Here is a 14,593-nt window from a genome sequence, read left to right as displayed (position 1 = left end):
ATGCTTATAACACAGACGAGCTGAGAGATAATCCTGGTCTGCCATATCCCGAAATGAGCGTCTAGCTGCATCATTCAAAAGGAGTTCGTCATTACGAGTGAGATCCATTTTTTAACCTTTCTGTTTATTCCAATCTAAGACCATACAAAAAATTTTTTCCATCATAAATCTATTTTTCAGATAAAAAACTGTTTACTTACCACTTTTGGTGATCAATCATCATAACCTGTTTACTTATACAGTAGAGGACATCATGAGTGACATTAACGATTTAAACACTGGCGAGACTAAAGGCGGCTCCGTACATCTGGACGCGCAGACCGTTGTACGCCTTAAGCAATACCGTAACGATCATCTGAAAAATCTTCCTGTCCAGCCATTGCCCGGAGTGGCACAGGTAGTCCGGCACGCAGTCAACGCATGGCTTGATGAAAATGGCTTCGCTGTAACGGAAGGTGAAAAATGAAAGGCTGGTACACCATCAAAGCGGCCAGCGATGGCACCAGCGCCAATATCAGCATCTACGAAGAGATCGGCGGCTGGGGTATTACGGCGCAGCAGTTCTCCGAAGACCTGAAAGCCTTGGGCGATATCTCCCATATCAGCCTGCACATTCATTCACCCGGTGGCGATGTTTTTGACGGCATCGCTATCTATAACCTTCTGAATAAACACCCGGCAAAAATCACAGTGCAGATCGACGGTCTCGCCGCGTCTATGGCGTCAGTTATTGCAATGGCTGGCGACCGTATCGTTATGCCCGAAAACGCACTCATGATGATTCACAAACCGTGGGGAATTTCTGGTGGGAACGCCAACGACATGCGCGACTACGCCGAACTTCTGGATAAAGTCGAAAGTGTCTTGATCCCGGCATATGCACGCAAAACGGGTAAATCAGCCGAATCACTGGCGGAAATGCTGGAGGATGAAACATGGATGGATGGCCGCGAATGTGTAGCGCAGGGTTTTGCTGACGAATTGTTACCCGCCGTCAGGGCAATGGCCTGTATTGAGTCAAAACGAATTGAGGATTTTGAGCATATGCCAAAAGAAATTAAAGGGATGATCACCAGCCCGAAAGGTTCCACCAGTAGCGCTGTACCGGAACAGAACCGCATCAACGGGATTAAGGATCTGTTTGCCATGTTCGGCGGCAAGCATGATTCTCTCAAGATGCAGTGTCTGGAGGATGTGGATTGCACGCCTGAAAAAGCAAAAGACATGCTGCTGACGGCACTGGGTAAGACCTCGACCCCATCGGATAAAACCAGTAACGCGCACATTTACGCAGGTAACGGCAACATTACCGGCGATGCTATCCGCCAGGGGCTTTTTGCCCGTCTGGGTCACGAACGCGCCGAAAGGGGAAACCCTTACGCCATGATGAGTCTGTTTGAAATGGCGCAGGCTTCGCTGGTGGATCGTGGTATCAGCGTCAGTGGTTTCGGGAATCGCTCGCAGATCGTGAACCTGGCATTTACGCACAGCACCAGTGATTTCTCTCATATCCTGGCTGGTGGTGCTGAAAAGTCGGTGCTGACTGGCTGGCAGAACAGCGGGGAAACTTTCCAGCAGTGGACAAAGACCGGTTCTCTGTCGAATTTCCATGAGGCTAAACGTGTCGGTCTGAATGGTTTTTCAGAACTGGATAAAGTCCCGGAAGGTGCTGAATACAAATATGTCACTACCAGCGACAGCGGTGTGCCGATCGCGCTGGCCACCTATGGAAACATCTTCTCTGTTACACGCCAGGCCATTATCAACGATGACCTGAGCCAGCTCACGACCATTCCACAGGCAATGGGACGTGCCGCCGCACGAACGGTTGGCAATCTGGTCTACCTGCAACTGACCGCCAACAGCAAATTCACAGATGGTAAAGCGTTGTTCCACGCCGACCATAAAAACCTCATCGCTAAAGGGATGGATACAGACGGACTCAATGAGGCCCGTAAGGCTATGCGTCTGCAGGAGGATGCGAACGGCGATCCTATTAATGTTATCCCAGCCTATATCCTTGTGCCTGCCGCGCTGGAAGGCGCAGCCAATCGAGCTGTGCTGTCATCATCTTCGCTGTTCCCGGTAGACCAGAACGGTATGCTGAACCAGAACCCAGGCATTATCAACGTCGTGAAGGATATGGCGCAGGTAGTGGTTGAGCCGCGACTGGACAAGGCCAACAACAAGGAGTGGTACGTCACTGCAGCGCAAGGCACCGACACTATCGAGGTGGCATATCTGGATGGAATGGACGTGCCGTATCTGGAACAGCAGGAGGGCTTCACTGTGGACGGTATTGCATGGAAGGTGCGTATCGATGCTGGCGTGGCGGCGCTGGATTATCGGGGCATGGTGAAGTCGAGCGGGGCGGCATGACGACAGGAGGGCGGCAGATGCTGCCCTTTTTTAAAAGGTACTCCCGGCGGGGATGCCTGCCACGGGGCGGCGGCATCGCGGGAAACGGCTAGTTTTTCGGATCTATTGACATCATCATCATCTGGTAACTTTCTGATTTATATATGTTAAAATTCCGCCCAAATGGCAAAGATGATGGTTTGTATGTTTTTTGTTCATCATCATGAGGTGTTATGAGGCTGATAAAACTAACGATCAGCGAGCTTGCGGCTGTAACCGGAATTCATCGGCAGACGATATCGAAACGTCTGAAAGAGACGGAGACTCTACCGGGCAGCAGCTGTAAGAAAAAAATTTACGATTTGAAAAAGGCGTTAGCTGCGATCTATTCAGACCATGGGGAAAGCAGAATGTAACAAAACGCTGTAGATTACCACGTCATATCCAGCAGGAATATCATCAAGAAAAAATTCAATGTGTCAGCCTGGAAACATATCCAGGCTGGTTAGCATTATTTAACCTTTCCGTTTCTAAACACCATTTGCTTAGTTCCGGTATCATATTTTTCAACTATGCCTAATATCTCTTTGGAATAATCAATGATTGATGTGGTTGTTATTGGCTTATTATAGGTGTATTCAAGCTTGTAACCCTTTATTTTTATTTTAAAATCACCCGTGCTAGTTTCAAGGTAAGAATTATTCAATTCTTCAGTGTAGCTACCTTCACCATATTGGATGTTGGGAATTTTCGCTACCAAGCAATTGGCTAACTCATATAGTGAAATTCTGCTTCCGTTCTCTTCATCGGTAATGAATATTTCATTATTGAATGTTGTGCTAAATTTTTCGTTTATGATATCAACATTTATATCTTGTTGACTCTCTAACCAGCTAGCGTCAACAAAAGGAGAGAAAGAAGTTATATTTGGAGTTGAAAGAGCTACAATATTTAATTGTATAGTTTTAACTAAGGGCGTTCCATCTGAAGCGGTCCATTCTCTGTTGTCAGCTTCTCTTACTATAAGAAGATCTATTTTATGTTGTTCAGCTTTTATTTTGGCTCCACTCTGGTAACCTGTCTTCGTCGCATAAATAAGCCTTAATCCAGGGATGTCATTTGTTTTACCGATAAATGCATCAATTTTTTCCACTGTAATGGTTGAGGCATAGTCTTTGCATTCAATTACAGTTTTGTAAACGTACCCTCCTAAATCAAATTCCCAATAAACATCAAATTGTCTTGCGATACCATTTTTATCTATTATTTTCTTATTTGTTTCAACTTTTATATTTTTCACATGGGACATGCCTTCGGCTGCTATCAAGCTTTGTTGTATAGCTCCTACAAATTCCTCATAAGCCTTGCCGGTGTTTTTAGCCATGATAAATTATTCTCATGTTTAGTTACTCTATCCCTTTACGCCTTACCTTATCCTAAATTGCTTAAGGCATTTGAAGGGGCCTTTGAGTATCCTACAATGTATGCAAAAATTTACCATCTTATGGATATAAATTATGAAGTTATGTATGCCAGTTATCATTTTTTTTTGATTCAAGTTTTCCCGCTAACCGCTAACCGCTAACCGCTAACCGCTAACCGCTAACCGCTAACCGCTAACCGCTAACCGCTAACCGCTAACCATCAAACCCTCCATGACTTTCACTAAGGCTTAATCCCATTACCACTTATGTGTATTGCGGCGTGTATTGCGTTTAATGTCTTTGCAGACACAGTGATAAAAAAAACTTCGTAACTTCAAAGACTTCTTTTCAAACCATTGCATGATGATCCATAAGCCCTGGGGGTTTGCTGGTGGTGACGCGAGCGATATGCGCGACTATGCGGATCTTCTCGACAAGGTTGAATCCGTTCTTATCCCGGCTTACGCGCAGAAAACCGGAAAATCCACCGAAGAAATTGCGGCAATGCTGGAGGACGAAACCTGGATGAACGGCAGCGAGTGCCTTGAACTGGGTTTTGCCGACCAGGTGACACCATCCCTTCAGGCTATGGCCTGTATTCATTCAAAACGTATTGAGGAATTTGAAAAAATGCCAAAAAGCATTCGCAACATGATCACCCCGCCGCGCAACACTACCCAGCGTGACCCGGTTATTACCCAGCCTCAGGCACCGCAGGCAAAAACAGACCCGGCACCGGATGAAAATGTGATCCGCGCGCAGGTGTTGGCTGAGCAGAAAGCCCGTGTTAACGCTATCGGCGATCTCTTTGCCATGTTCGGCAATAAGCACACGGAACTGCAGAATCAGTGTGTGGCCGACCCTGATTGTTCCGTCGATAAGGCGAAAGATTTGCTGCTGGCAGAACTCGGTAAAACGGCCACGCCGTCCAATAAAACCACCCAGCCGCATATTCATGCGGGCAATGGTAACTTCGTCGCGGATGGTATTCGCCAGGCACTGATGGCGCGTGCCGGGTTCGAAGGTCAGGAGCGGGATAACGTTTATAACGGTATGACGCTGCGCGAGTATGCGCGTATGGCCCTGACTGAAAAAGGTATCGGCGTGGCCAGCTACAACCCGATGCAGATGGTTGGCCTGGCGCTGACCCACAGCACCTCTGACTTTGGCAACATTCTGCTTGATGTTGCGAACAAAGCGCTGATTCAGGGCTGGGACGAGGCGCAGGAAACCTTCGAACAGTGGACCAAAAAAGGCCAGTTGTCGGACTTCAAAACGGCGCATCGTGTCGGCATGGGTGGTTTCCCTTCTCTGCGACAGGTTCGCGAAGGGGCTGAGTACAAGTACATCACTACCAGTGACAAAGGCGAAACCATCGCGCTTGCCACGTATGGTGAAATCTTCTCAGTAACCCGCCAGGCGATCATCAACGACGATCTGAACCAGCTTACCGACGTACCGATGAAGATGGGGCGCGCGGCGAAAGCAACGATTGGCGATCTGGTTTACGCCATTCTGACCAAAAACCCGAAACTCTCAGACGGAAAGGCGCTGTTCCATGCCGATCACAAGAACCTGAGCTCGGGCGCAATTTCTGTGGCCAGCCTGGACGAATCGCGCAAGCTGATGCGTCTGCAGAAGGAGGGGGAGCGAACCCTGAATATCCGTCCGGCCTACATGCTGGTGCCCGTCGCCCTGGAAACTCTGGCAAATCAGACCATCAAGTCGGCCAGTGTTAAAGGTGCAGACATCAATGCCGGGATCGTTAACCCTATCCAGAACTTTGCAGAAGTCATTGCCGAACCACGCCTGGATGAAGCTGATGCGAAAGCCTGGTATCTGGCTGCCGCGAAGGGCACCGACACCATCGAGGTCGCTTATCTCAACGGCGTCGACACGCCATACATCGATCAGCAGGAAGGCTTCACCACTGATGGTATCGCCACGAAAGTGCGTATTGATGCAGGTGTGGCGCCGCTGGACTATCGCGGCATGACCAAATCCTCTGGTCAGTAAAAAACAGTCCTGACAAACAGACGCCCGTAAGGGCTTTTTTTATACCTGAAACCAGCCCCGCAAGGGGCTGAATGGAGAAGTTATGGCTAAGAACTATGCGCAGGACGGGAAAACGATCCCTCTGGTAAACGGCGGTGCAACCGATGTTCACAGCGGCGACCCGGTTGTTGTTGGAAAACTTATCGCGGTGGCAATTACCGATATCCCGGCTGGCGATACCGGGGACGGTTTTACTGAGGGTGTTTTCCTTCTGCCAAAAGTATCCGCAGATGCGGTTACTGCCGGGGCGCAGGTGTATCTGAAGGACGGCAAAATCACGATCGAAGAAACGGACGCCGTTGCCGCGGGCATCGCCTGGGAAGATGCAGGGGCAAACACCACCGTTGTTGAAGTTAAGATCAATGCCTAACCCCTTTGACCGGATGGCGGCGCGCATGGACGCGGCCACCATAAAAAAGATGGGAAAGACAGCGATCATCAATGGCAGCAGCTATGACGTTGTTCCAGCCGATCAACTCGAGGAAATGGGACCATTGTCGGGAACAGGTACTTCGCTGGTGGTTTTCTCTGAGCTTTATCAGCCACGCCGAAACGACAGCGTCGACTACGACGGTAAGAACCTGACCGTTACCCGCTATGACATGTTCAACGGAAAACCCCGCATCCATCTCGAATGAGGAGGCGCTATGTCTGTGAAAGGACTGGAAAGGGCTATTCAGAACCTGAACAGCCTCAGCCGGTTAATCGTTCCTGAGGCAACCGCAAAAGCACTAAACCGGGTGGCCAGCAGAACGATAAGCCAGGGGAGCAAAGCTGTAGCGAAAGAAGCAACAGTTGATGATAACCGGAAAAAGGGGCTTCCGGTTCGTCTGGTCCGCCAGCGTTCCCGTCTGCGCAAGGCTCGTCACGATCGCCCGGTCGCGTCGATAAAAATCAACCGCGGTAATCTTCCTGCGATAAAGCTCGGCACGGCGCGCGTCCGGCTCTCGCGTAAAAAAGGGGCCAGAAACGGAGCGGGCAGCGTCCTTAAAATCGGGCCCTATACCTTTCGTAACGCTTTTATCCAACAGCTCTCTAACGGGCGCTGGCAGGTCATGCGGCGCGTAGGTCAGGCCCGTTATCCGATTGATGTGGTCAAAGTTCCTCTTGAGACACCGCTCACCGTGGCCTTCACCGCTATTTCAAAGCGCCTTATTGAAAGCGATATGCCCAAAGAACTTTCCGCAGCCCTGAAAAACCAACTGAGGATCCACCTGAAGCGATGAACAGACACAGCGCAATTCGTGCAGCCATTCTGGCAAAACTGAAAGCCGAGATCACCGACACGGTCACCTGGTTTGACGGGCGCCCTGTTTTTCTTGAAGAGCAGGATCTCCCTGCCGTGGCTGTATACCTTTCTGACGCGGAGTACACCGGCGATTCGCTTGACGAAGATTCGTGGCAGGCGGTTGTTCACATCGAGGTATTTCTTAAAGCCTCCAGCCCCGACAGCGCGCTCGATTCCTGGATGGAAGAGAAAGTGTATCCGGCAATGGCCTTCATCCCGGGTCTGACCGAACTGGTCGAGACGTTCACCCCGCAGGGTTATGACTATCAGCGGGATGATGAAATGGCCACCTGGGGTTCAGTCGATTTCACGTACTTAATCACCTATTCAATTTAAGAGGTACTTATGCCTACTCCAAACCCGCTGGCCCCCGTGAAAGGTGCCGGTACCACCCTCTGGCTTTACACCGGAACGGGCAACGCTTTCGCTAACCCACTCTCGGATATCGACTGGAACCGCCTGGCGAAAATTAAAGAGCTGACGCCGGGCGAAATGACCGCCGAATCGTATGACGACACTTACCTCGACGACGAGGATGCCGACTGGAACGCGACGGCCCAGGGGGCAAAATCTGCTGGCGATACCTCGTTCACCCTCGCCTGGAAGCCGGGCGAAGAAGGGCAAAAAGACCTTGTCGCATGGTTTATTGATGGCTCAGTACGTTATTACAAAATCAAATACCCGAACGGTACCGTCGACGTTTTCCGCGGCTGGTGCAGCAGCCTGGGTAAAGCCATTCCGGCAAAAGAGGTCATTACCCGTACAGCGAAAATCACCAATACCGGCAAGCCGGAACTGGCAGAAGAAAGCGGGACCCCGAATATCCCCGTGACCGGCGTTACGCTCGATAAAGCCTCGGCAAGCGTGGTCGTCGGCGCAACCACAACGCTCAATGTGACGGTTAACCCTGCCAGTGCCTCAGATACCTCGTTCCGCGTGGCAACCTCCGACGGGGCAAAAGCAACGGTCACCGTTAGCGGCAACGCGATCACCGTCACCGGCGTGGCGGCAGGCACCGCTGACATTATTGTTATGACCAGCGACGGTAATTTCGTTGCGGTCTGCAAAGTCACCGTAATTGCAGCGTAAGGAAGGACGCATGTTTCTGAAAAAAGAGAAGTTCACCTGGCAAACAGAATCCCTGACCATCTTCGAGCTGTCGGCGCTGCAGCGTATTGAGTACATCACGTTTATGGCCGCAGAGGAAAGGGCCGTCAGTGCTGACAGCGAGGGCATCAGCGATCAGGAAATGACGGCCAGGCTGATTGGCTCAAATATTCGCTGCGGTGCGCGTTTGATCGCGATGTCTTTGTGGCATAACGATCCGGCTGGCACGGATGTGGAGACGCTTTATCAGCAGGTGCTTAGCGGCTGGCCGCCGGAGGCGATCGGTAAAGCAGAAATGGAAATAAAGCTGCTCTCCGGCATGCTCGTTCCGGTTGATGATGACAACGCTGCCGATCCAGATGGCTCAACGGAGGCCGAAAGCGCAGAAACCGTTACGGCGGAAAAGCCCTTGCCAGCGAGCTGAAGTTTGTCCTGAATCTGGCGCGCGAGTTCGGGCGACCCGACTGGCGCGCCATGCTGGCTGGAATGACCTCCAGTGAGCTGGGCGACTGGCACCAGTTCTACCGGGATCATTATTTTCAGGACGCGCAGCTCGATGCGCATTTCTCAGAGCTGCTTTATTCCATCTCCACTCTTTTCTTCCGCGATCCGGAACTTACCCCCGCACATTTCAGCCTGCTTTCTCCTTCGGATAGCGTCATCAGCGATGATGAGCCGGATGATGACACGCTGATGACCGCCGCCGAGGGGATCACAGGAGGTATCCGATATGGCCCAGCAGATTAGCGATCTGGTTATTAAGCTGGATGTTGACCGCGCCACCTTCAGCGAGCAGGTCGCCCGAATCAAAGGGCAACTGACAGGAATGGCGGATGAGTCTGATAAAGTTCAGGCGCGAATGCAGCGTGCAGCGGACCGTCAGAGCGCGGCATTAAAGAGCGTGGGCGACGCTGGCGCGGCGGCTGCCGCAGATATGAAAGCCCGACAGTCTGCTGCAACGGAAGGGTTGACCAAAGACTGGCAGAACGTTTCTAAGTCCGTTGATGAAACTCACCGCCGCGTGACCGAGCTTAATCAGCGTATGCGGGAAAATGACGGACAGGCCGCAGCGCTTGCCCGCCGTCAGGATGAACTGGCGGCATCCTTTTTCCGCCAGATTGACGGCGTTCGCCAGCTCAATGGTGAAACGCAGTCGCTTGCGAACGTGCAGGCGCGCTTTCGTGCGGCAAGGGCACAGGGCAATATCACCCAGCAGGATTATCTCGCCCTGATTTCCCGCACCACGGCCAGGCAAAAAGAGCTGCAGATCGTAGAGGAAAAATCGGCCGCCGCGCGTACCCGATTCCTCAGTCAGCTGAAGCAACAGGTCGCAGAGCAAAAACTCTCCGGTACCGAGTTGCTGCGCATGAAGGCGGCGCAGGTTGGTGCAAGCGATGCGGCTGAGGTCTATATCCGCAAGCTCGAAGCTGCCAAAGTGGCCACGCACGGTCTGGGCCTGCAAAGTGCCGCAGCGCGGCAGGAACTGGGGATACTGATCGGCGAGGTCATGCGCGGTAACTTCGGTGCACTGCGCGGCTCCGGGATCACGCTGGCAAACCGGGCAGGATGGATAGACCAGCTGCTGTCGCTGCGCGGGCTTGGGATCGCCGGCATGGTTGGTGGTATTGCCGCGGCGGTTTACGGGCTGGGTAAAGCCTGGTATGACGGCAGCAAAGAGTCCGAGGAATTTAACAGGCAGCTGATCCTGACCGGGAATTACGCCGGGAAAACGTCCGGACAGCTACAGGCACTGGCGCGCTCACTGGCAGGTAATGGCATCACACAGCATGCTGCTGCAGGTGTGCTTGCGCAGGTTGTCGGAAGTGGTGCGTTTAGCGGTAATGATGTCAGCATGGTGAGCAATGTTGCTGCCAGGCTGCAGCAGGCCACCGGGCAGGCCGTCGACGAAACCATCAACCAGTTTAAACGCCTGAAGGATGATCCGGTTAATGCAGTCACAACGCTCAACGATTCGCTGCATTTTCTGACGGCCACGCAGTATGAACAGATTGCCTCTGCTCAGGAGATGGGAGATACGCAGAAAGCATCAGAGCTTGCCATGCGTGCGTATTCTGATGCGGTCATTCAGCGGGCCGGGGCGATTGAGGAAAATCTTGGCTCCCTCGAAAAAGCCTGGAACTGGGTGAAGAATGCGGCCTCAGGCGCGTGGGATGCGATGCTGGGCATAGGGCGTAATCCTGACACCGCGATGAAGCGCCAGGACTCTTTTGCTGAATGGCAGGCAGCAGAGAAAGAGTATCGTGCTCTGTCCGGCAATCTCAAGGTTGATCCGGACTATGCCGGTAACAACGTTCTGCAAAAGGCAGATGCGGAAAGGCTGAGAAACGCGCGCCAGCAGGTAGAGCTTAAGAAGCAGGCTTACGATCTTGCCGATAAGCAATATGCCCAGGAAGGGCTGGCAGCTGCCAGGGAAAAAATGCGGACGGAACAGCAGACACAGGCCGTCCGGACCCAGCAGCAATTTAATCAGATGGTTGAATCCGGGGCGACGGCGGCAGAAAAACGTGCCCTTGCGGAGAAAAAACTCAATCAGCTTATTGCTAAAAACCGCCAGGATGCGAAAGACGGCATCGCCACGTTGTGGACTGAAAAGGACATAGCGGCAGCACGCGCCGGGATTGAAAAGCAGTGGAAGGATCCCAAAACGCCGAAAGGCAAAAGCTATTCAACGCCAGCCGGGGACAAAGCTGAAGAAAAAGCGCAGGCTGAACTTCTCACCCTTCAGGCCCAGCTTAAAACACTCGAGCAGCATACCAGCGTAAACGACGTCATAAGCAAACAGCGGCAGGATCTCTGGCAGACTGAAAATCAGTTCGCCGTTCTGCAGGAGGCGGCTGGTCGTCGTCAGCTTACGGCGCAGGAAAAATCCCTGCTTGCGCACAAGGAAGAAACGCTCGAGTACAAGCGGCAGCTGGCCGACCTGGGCGATAAGGTTGCCAGGCAGCAAAAGCTCAACCAGCTGACCGACCAGGCCGTGAAGTTTGAGCAGCAGCAAAAAGCCGCCAGGGCGGGTTTACAGGCTCAGTCTGAGGGGCTATCTACCCGCGAGGCCGGGCGACAAACCACCATGCAACGTCTCAGCGAGAGCTATTCATATAACCCTCAGGCGCAGCAAAAGGTTCTGGAAGAGCAAAGGGCGACGTTCGAGGCTGAAGATGCCCTGCGCGCTAACTGGCTGGCCGGTGCGAAACAGGGCTGGGCCGAATATCAGGATTCAGCGACAAACGTTTTCAGCTCAGTTCAGCAGATTTCGCAGGCAACGTTCAGCGGGCTGGCGGGCCAGCTTACCAGCCTGACGACAACCGGGAAGGCGAGCTTCCGGGACTTCACCAGCTCAATCCTCAAAATGATTGTGTCTGTTATCAACCAGCTGCTGGTGGCTTACACCATCCAGAGCGCAATGGGCTGGGTGAGCGGCGGGGCGAAAGCCTCCTCTGCAGGTCAGTCATTCGCGGTCCCTTCATACCGGCCACAGGGTTTTGACGTGGGCGGTTTTACCGGGCACGGCGGCAAGTACGAGCCAGCCGGTATCGTTCACCGCGGGGAATTCGTCTTCACCAAAGAGTCAACCAGTCGCATCGGCGTGGCGAATCTATATCGCCTGATGCGCGGGTATGCCTCGGGTGGTCTGGTCGGCGGCGGGAGCGCAGCCGGGGCTGGCATGGGCGGGATCAGTGTTTATGCCCCTGTGAACATCAGCCAGCAGGGGAGTGACGGGAGCATAAATCAGGCGAACGCCACGGGGACGGCGAAACAGCTGCAGGCGATTGTTCAGCAGACAATCACCGAGCGACTGAAAAAAGAAATGTCCGCAGGCGGCGTGCTTTATTCGAGGAGGACACCGTGACAGACACATTTACCTGGCGCACGCGAAAAACCGCGCAGGGCACTGAAACGGCTCGAACGCTGCAGGCCCAGTTCGGCGATGGCTACAAACAGATAGCGGGGATGGGGATCAACGACAAACAGGAAACGTGGAACCTGGACTGGACGGGCACCAGACAGGAGGCGGCTGCGCTGCGCGCTTTTCTGATGTCTCACGTTACTAAATCGTTCTTGTGGACCACGCCATGGGGTGAAAAAAAGCTGTTCAGAATGAAGGCCGATTCGTTCAGCGTTTCTTTCCCTACCGGGAAAAAAGCCACAGTGGCCTTCACTTTTGAACAGGCGTTCGCGCCCTGATTTTCTCGACAAACACTGAAAGCTGCCTCCGGGCGGCTTTTTTTATGGAGGGAGTATGAGTTTTACGGCAGACATCCAACAGCTTGAGCCCGGTAGCGTTATTCAGCTGATTGAGATCGACGGCACTGAATTCGGTATGGATCAGGTGCTGCGTTTTCATGCGCACAATATTCAGGAAGAGGGGTGGGCAGCCTTCGCTGCAGAAAATCTGCCCGCCATAATCTGGCAGGGCAACCAGTACGATCCTCATCCTTATGAACTGAAGGGTATGGAGTTATCAAGTACCGGCTCCCAGCCGACGCCCACGCTCTCAGTCGGGAACGTCGGGAACTATGTCACGGCGCTATGCCTGGAGTATGACGACATGGTCCGGGCGAAAGTAAAAATCCACACAACGCTCTCTAAGTACCTCGATGCCGCCAACTGGAAAAACGGCAATCCGGGGGCCAGCCCGGCCGATGAGCGCGTTCAGCTCTTTTACGTCAATGCTAAAACCGCAGAGACGCGGGTACAGGTTGATTTCGAGCTGTGTTCTCCTTTCGATATTCAGAGCCTGCAGTTGCCGACACGGCAGATTACTCCTGTCTGCACCTGGTGTATGCGGGGCTGGTACCGAAGCGGGACCGGATGCGATTACAACGGCACGAAATACTTTACCAAAGACGGTACACCGACCGATGACCCGTCGAAAGATGTTTGTGGCGGCCGCCGGCAGGATTGTCAGGATCGTCACGGCCCGGACGCGCCGCTGCCGTTCGGCGGTTTTCCGGCTGCAAACCTGCAGGGGAAATAAAAATGCGTGAAAAATTGCTGGATGCTATCCGTCAGCACGTCGCTGCTGAATACCCCAAAGAAGCCTGCGGCCTGATTGTTCAGTCAGGCCAGCAACAAATCTATATTCCCTGCCGCAACATTGCCGATAAGCCCGAGGAGACATTCACGCTCTCCCCGGAAGATCAGCTCGCTGCCCGCGCGCGCGGTGAGATCATCATGCTCATTCATTCCCATCCGGATGTGGTTCGGCTGGTGCCCTCGGAGCTGGACCGGATCCAGTGCGACTGGTCGGGGATTGAGTGGGGGATCATGTCCTGGCCGGACGGGGATTTTTGTACGATTTCCCCGCGTGAAGACCGGGATTATGCCGGGCGGCAGTGGGTACTGGGGTACGCCGACTGCTGGTCGCTTATCCGTGAATTTTATCTCCGCGAATACGGCATTGTTCTCGGAAACTATTCAGTACCTTACGAATGGTGGGAGAGCGGCAAGGAACGGCTCTACGACGACAACTGGGAGCGTGAGGGATTTGTTGAGATTGCCGCCGGTGCAATGCAGCCAGGGGACATCATCATGATGAGCGTGCAGGCATCGGTGACTAATCACGCCGCGGTATATGTGGGTGACAACATCATTCTCCATCATCTTTTCGGGCACCTTTCTTCGCGAATGCCTTATGGAAAATATTATCGCGACAGAACGGTCCGGGTGGTCAGGCATAAGGACAGAATGCATGGTTAAGACGCTTATTCTCGAAGGGAAAATGGCTAAAAAATTCGGTAAACGCGTTCAGTTTGATGTTGCCGATCTGCGCGAAATGCTCAGGGCCATGTGTTCACAGGTTCCCGGATTCAAAAAATATATGTCGGAAGCTCATATGAAGGGGATCCGTTTCGCCTTTTTTAACGGTGACAACAATATCGGGCTGGAAGAGTTTGATATGACCCGCGGTGGAAGCGTGTACCGGATCGTGCCCGTTTATGAGGGGGCCAAAAGTTCTGGCGTCCTGCAGATAGTTGTCGGTGCCGTTGCGCTGGTCGCTGCATTCTTTACCGCGGGTGCGAGTATGGCTGCCTGGGGGGCGGCGATGAGTGCAACAGCCATCAGCGCCACGTCAATTTTGACCGGGGTCGGGGTGTCAATGATGCTGGCTGGCGTTGTCCAGATGCTCACGCCCCAGCCATCCTTCGGCGCGGGTAAATCCTCCAGCACGGACAACACGCCTAACTACGCCTTCGGGGCGCCGGTTAATACGGTCGCTATGGGGCATCCTGTCCCCCTGGCCTACGGTCTGATCGAGGCAGGGGGAGCGATAGTCAGCGCCGGTATGTACTCGAGCGATCAGCAGTAGGCCAGCGGCCACTAACTTAAAGGTGCTTCGGCA

Annotated in this window: 15 protein-coding genes and 1 pseudogene; 15 read left to right on the top strand and 1 reads right to left on the bottom strand. The window is 53.1% G+C overall.

The window, feature by feature from the left end:
• Positions 1-253 precede the first annotated feature (253 nt).
• The gene (locus APU11_RS09250; protein WP_001280169.1) at positions 254-466 is read left to right on the top strand and encodes a hypothetical protein; all 213 of its coding nucleotides are present in this window, start codon (positions 254-256) and stop codon (positions 464-466) included.
• A complete protein-coding gene (locus APU11_RS09245; protein ID WP_058651454.1) occupies positions 463-2,379 on the top strand; it encodes a ClpP-like prohead protease/major capsid protein fusion protein in 1,917 nt (638 codons plus the stop codon). Before APU11_RS09250 ends, APU11_RS09245 begins: the two co-directional genes overlap by 4 nt.
• Before the next feature lie 490 nt (positions 2,380-2,869).
• Here APU11_RS09245 and APU11_RS09235 read toward each other — a convergent pair whose 3' ends face one another.
• Positions 2,870-3,742 (bottom strand): restriction endonuclease, encoded by an 873-nt coding sequence (locus APU11_RS09235; RefSeq protein WP_058651456.1) that lies wholly within the window; start codon positions 3,740-3,742, stop codon positions 2,870-2,872.
• A gap of 400 nt (positions 3,743-4,142) precedes the next feature.
• Here APU11_RS09235 and APU11_RS09230 point away from each other — a divergent pair.
• From APU11_RS09230 to APU11_RS09170, 13 genes and pseudogenes are all read left to right on the top strand, one after another.
• Positions 4,143-5,798, top strand: a pseudogene (locus APU11_RS09230) (ClpP-like prohead protease/major capsid protein fusion protein); the annotation flags it as partial.
• A gap of 82 nt (positions 5,799-5,880) precedes the next feature.
• Positions 5,881-6,207 carry a capsid cement protein gene (locus tag APU11_RS09225; protein WP_010429891.1) on the top strand — a complete coding sequence of 109 codons (327 nt, stop codon included), beginning with the start codon at positions 5,881-5,883 and terminating at the stop codon, positions 6,205-6,207.
• Positions 6,208-6,232: 25 nt separating this feature from the next.
• The gene (locus tag APU11_RS09220) at positions 6,233-6,475 is read left to right on the top strand and encodes a DNA breaking-rejoining protein (RefSeq protein ID WP_029485040.1); all 243 of its coding nucleotides are present in this window, start codon (positions 6,233-6,235) and stop codon (positions 6,473-6,475) included.
• Positions 6,476-6,484: 9 nt separating this feature from the next.
• Positions 6,485-7,063: a phage tail protein gene (locus tag APU11_RS09215; RefSeq protein ID WP_032623278.1), complete on the top strand. Its 579-nt coding sequence runs from the start codon at positions 6,485-6,487 to the stop codon at positions 7,061-7,063.
• Positions 7,060-7,461 (top strand): phage minor tail U family protein, encoded by a 402-nt coding sequence (locus APU11_RS09210; protein ID WP_001704117.1) that lies wholly within the window; start codon positions 7,060-7,062, stop codon positions 7,459-7,461. Before APU11_RS09215 ends, APU11_RS09210 begins: the two co-directional genes overlap by 4 nt.
• Positions 7,462-7,470: 9 nt before the next feature.
• Positions 7,471-8,214 carry a phage tail protein gene (locus tag APU11_RS09205; RefSeq protein ID WP_058651457.1) on the top strand — a complete coding sequence of 248 codons (744 nt, stop codon included), beginning with the start codon at positions 7,471-7,473 and terminating at the stop codon, positions 8,212-8,214.
• A 10-nt stretch (positions 8,215-8,224) separates the two neighbouring features.
• On the top strand, positions 8,225-8,656 hold the full coding sequence (locus APU11_RS09200; protein WP_058651458.1) for a phage minor tail protein G: 432 nt from the start codon (positions 8,225-8,227) through the stop codon (positions 8,654-8,656).
• A 50-nt stretch (positions 8,657-8,706) separates the two neighbouring features.
• Positions 8,707-8,979 (top strand): phage tail assembly protein T, encoded by a 273-nt coding sequence (locus tag APU11_RS09195; protein ID WP_020690724.1) that lies wholly within the window; start codon positions 8,707-8,709, stop codon positions 8,977-8,979.
• Entirely contained in the window at positions 8,963-12,100 is a 3,138-nt protein-coding gene (locus APU11_RS09190) for a phage tail tape measure protein (RefSeq protein WP_058651459.1), read from the top strand. Before APU11_RS09195 ends, APU11_RS09190 begins: the two co-directional genes overlap by 17 nt.
• The gene (locus tag APU11_RS09185) at positions 12,097-12,435 is read left to right on the top strand and encodes a phage tail protein (protein ID WP_058651460.1); all 339 of its coding nucleotides are present in this window, start codon (positions 12,097-12,099) and stop codon (positions 12,433-12,435) included. Before APU11_RS09190 ends, APU11_RS09185 begins: the two co-directional genes overlap by 4 nt.
• A 55-nt stretch (positions 12,436-12,490) precedes the next feature.
• Positions 12,491-13,228, top strand: a complete 738-nt coding sequence (locus APU11_RS09180) for a phage minor tail protein L (protein WP_016063063.1) — start codon at positions 12,491-12,493, stop codon at positions 13,226-13,228.
• Between the two features lie 2 nt (positions 13,229-13,230).
• Complete coding sequence (locus APU11_RS09175; RefSeq protein WP_058651461.1) at positions 13,231-13,950, top strand: C40 family peptidase; 720 nt, start codon at positions 13,231-13,233, stop codon at positions 13,948-13,950.
• A complete protein-coding gene (locus APU11_RS09170; RefSeq protein ID WP_058651462.1) occupies positions 13,943-14,560 on the top strand; it encodes a tail assembly protein in 618 nt (205 codons plus the stop codon). The genes APU11_RS09175 and APU11_RS09170 overlap by 8 nt, the downstream gene beginning before the upstream one ends.
• The last annotated feature ends 33 nt before the right edge of the window (positions 14,561-14,593 follow it).

The organism is Enterobacter sp. 50793107 (assembly GCF_001463365.1).
GTDB classification, from domain to species: domain Bacteria; phylum Pseudomonadota; class Gammaproteobacteria; order Enterobacterales; family Enterobacteriaceae; genus Enterobacter; species Enterobacter cloacae.
This window is presented reverse-complemented; position numbering and strand designations above follow the sequence as displayed.

What these genes read in the sequence shown, in the direction of transcription:
- APU11_RS09250 (WP_001280169.1), top strand. Translation starts at nt 254, where the DNA reads ATGAGTGACATTAACGATTTAAACACTGGCGAGACTAAAGGCGGCTCC.
- APU11_RS09245 (WP_058651454.1), top strand. Translation starts at nt 463, where the DNA reads ATGAAAGGCTGGTACACCATCAAAGCGGCCAGCGATGGCACCAGCGCC.
- APU11_RS09235 (WP_058651456.1), bottom strand. Translation starts at nt 3,742, where the DNA reads ATGGCTAAAAACACCGGCAAGGCTTATGAGGAATTTGTAGGAGCTATA.
- APU11_RS09225 (WP_010429891.1), top strand. Translation starts at nt 5,881, where the DNA reads ATGGCTAAGAACTATGCGCAGGACGGGAAAACGATCCCTCTGGTAAAC.
- APU11_RS09220 (WP_029485040.1), top strand. Translation starts at nt 6,233, where the DNA reads ATGGACGCGGCCACCATAAAAAAGATGGGAAAGACAGCGATCATCAAT.
- APU11_RS09215 (WP_032623278.1), top strand. Translation starts at nt 6,485, where the DNA reads ATGTCTGTGAAAGGACTGGAAAGGGCTATTCAGAACCTGAACAGCCTC.
- APU11_RS09210 (WP_001704117.1), top strand. Translation starts at nt 7,060, where the DNA reads ATGAACAGACACAGCGCAATTCGTGCAGCCATTCTGGCAAAACTGAAA.
- APU11_RS09205 (WP_058651457.1), top strand. Translation starts at nt 7,471, where the DNA reads ATGCCTACTCCAAACCCGCTGGCCCCCGTGAAAGGTGCCGGTACCACC.
- APU11_RS09200 (WP_058651458.1), top strand. Translation starts at nt 8,225, where the DNA reads ATGTTTCTGAAAAAAGAGAAGTTCACCTGGCAAACAGAATCCCTGACC.
- APU11_RS09195 (WP_020690724.1), top strand. Translation starts at nt 8,707, where the DNA reads ATGCTGGCTGGAATGACCTCCAGTGAGCTGGGCGACTGGCACCAGTTC.
- APU11_RS09190 (WP_058651459.1), top strand. Translation starts at nt 8,963, where the DNA reads ATGGCCCAGCAGATTAGCGATCTGGTTATTAAGCTGGATGTTGACCGC.
- APU11_RS09180 (WP_016063063.1), top strand. Translation starts at nt 12,491, where the DNA reads ATGAGTTTTACGGCAGACATCCAACAGCTTGAGCCCGGTAGCGTTATT.
- APU11_RS09175 (WP_058651461.1), top strand. Translation starts at nt 13,231, where the DNA reads ATGCGTGAAAAATTGCTGGATGCTATCCGTCAGCACGTCGCTGCTGAA.
- APU11_RS09170 (WP_058651462.1), top strand. Translation starts at nt 13,943, where the DNA reads ATGGTTAAGACGCTTATTCTCGAAGGGAAAATGGCTAAAAAATTCGGT.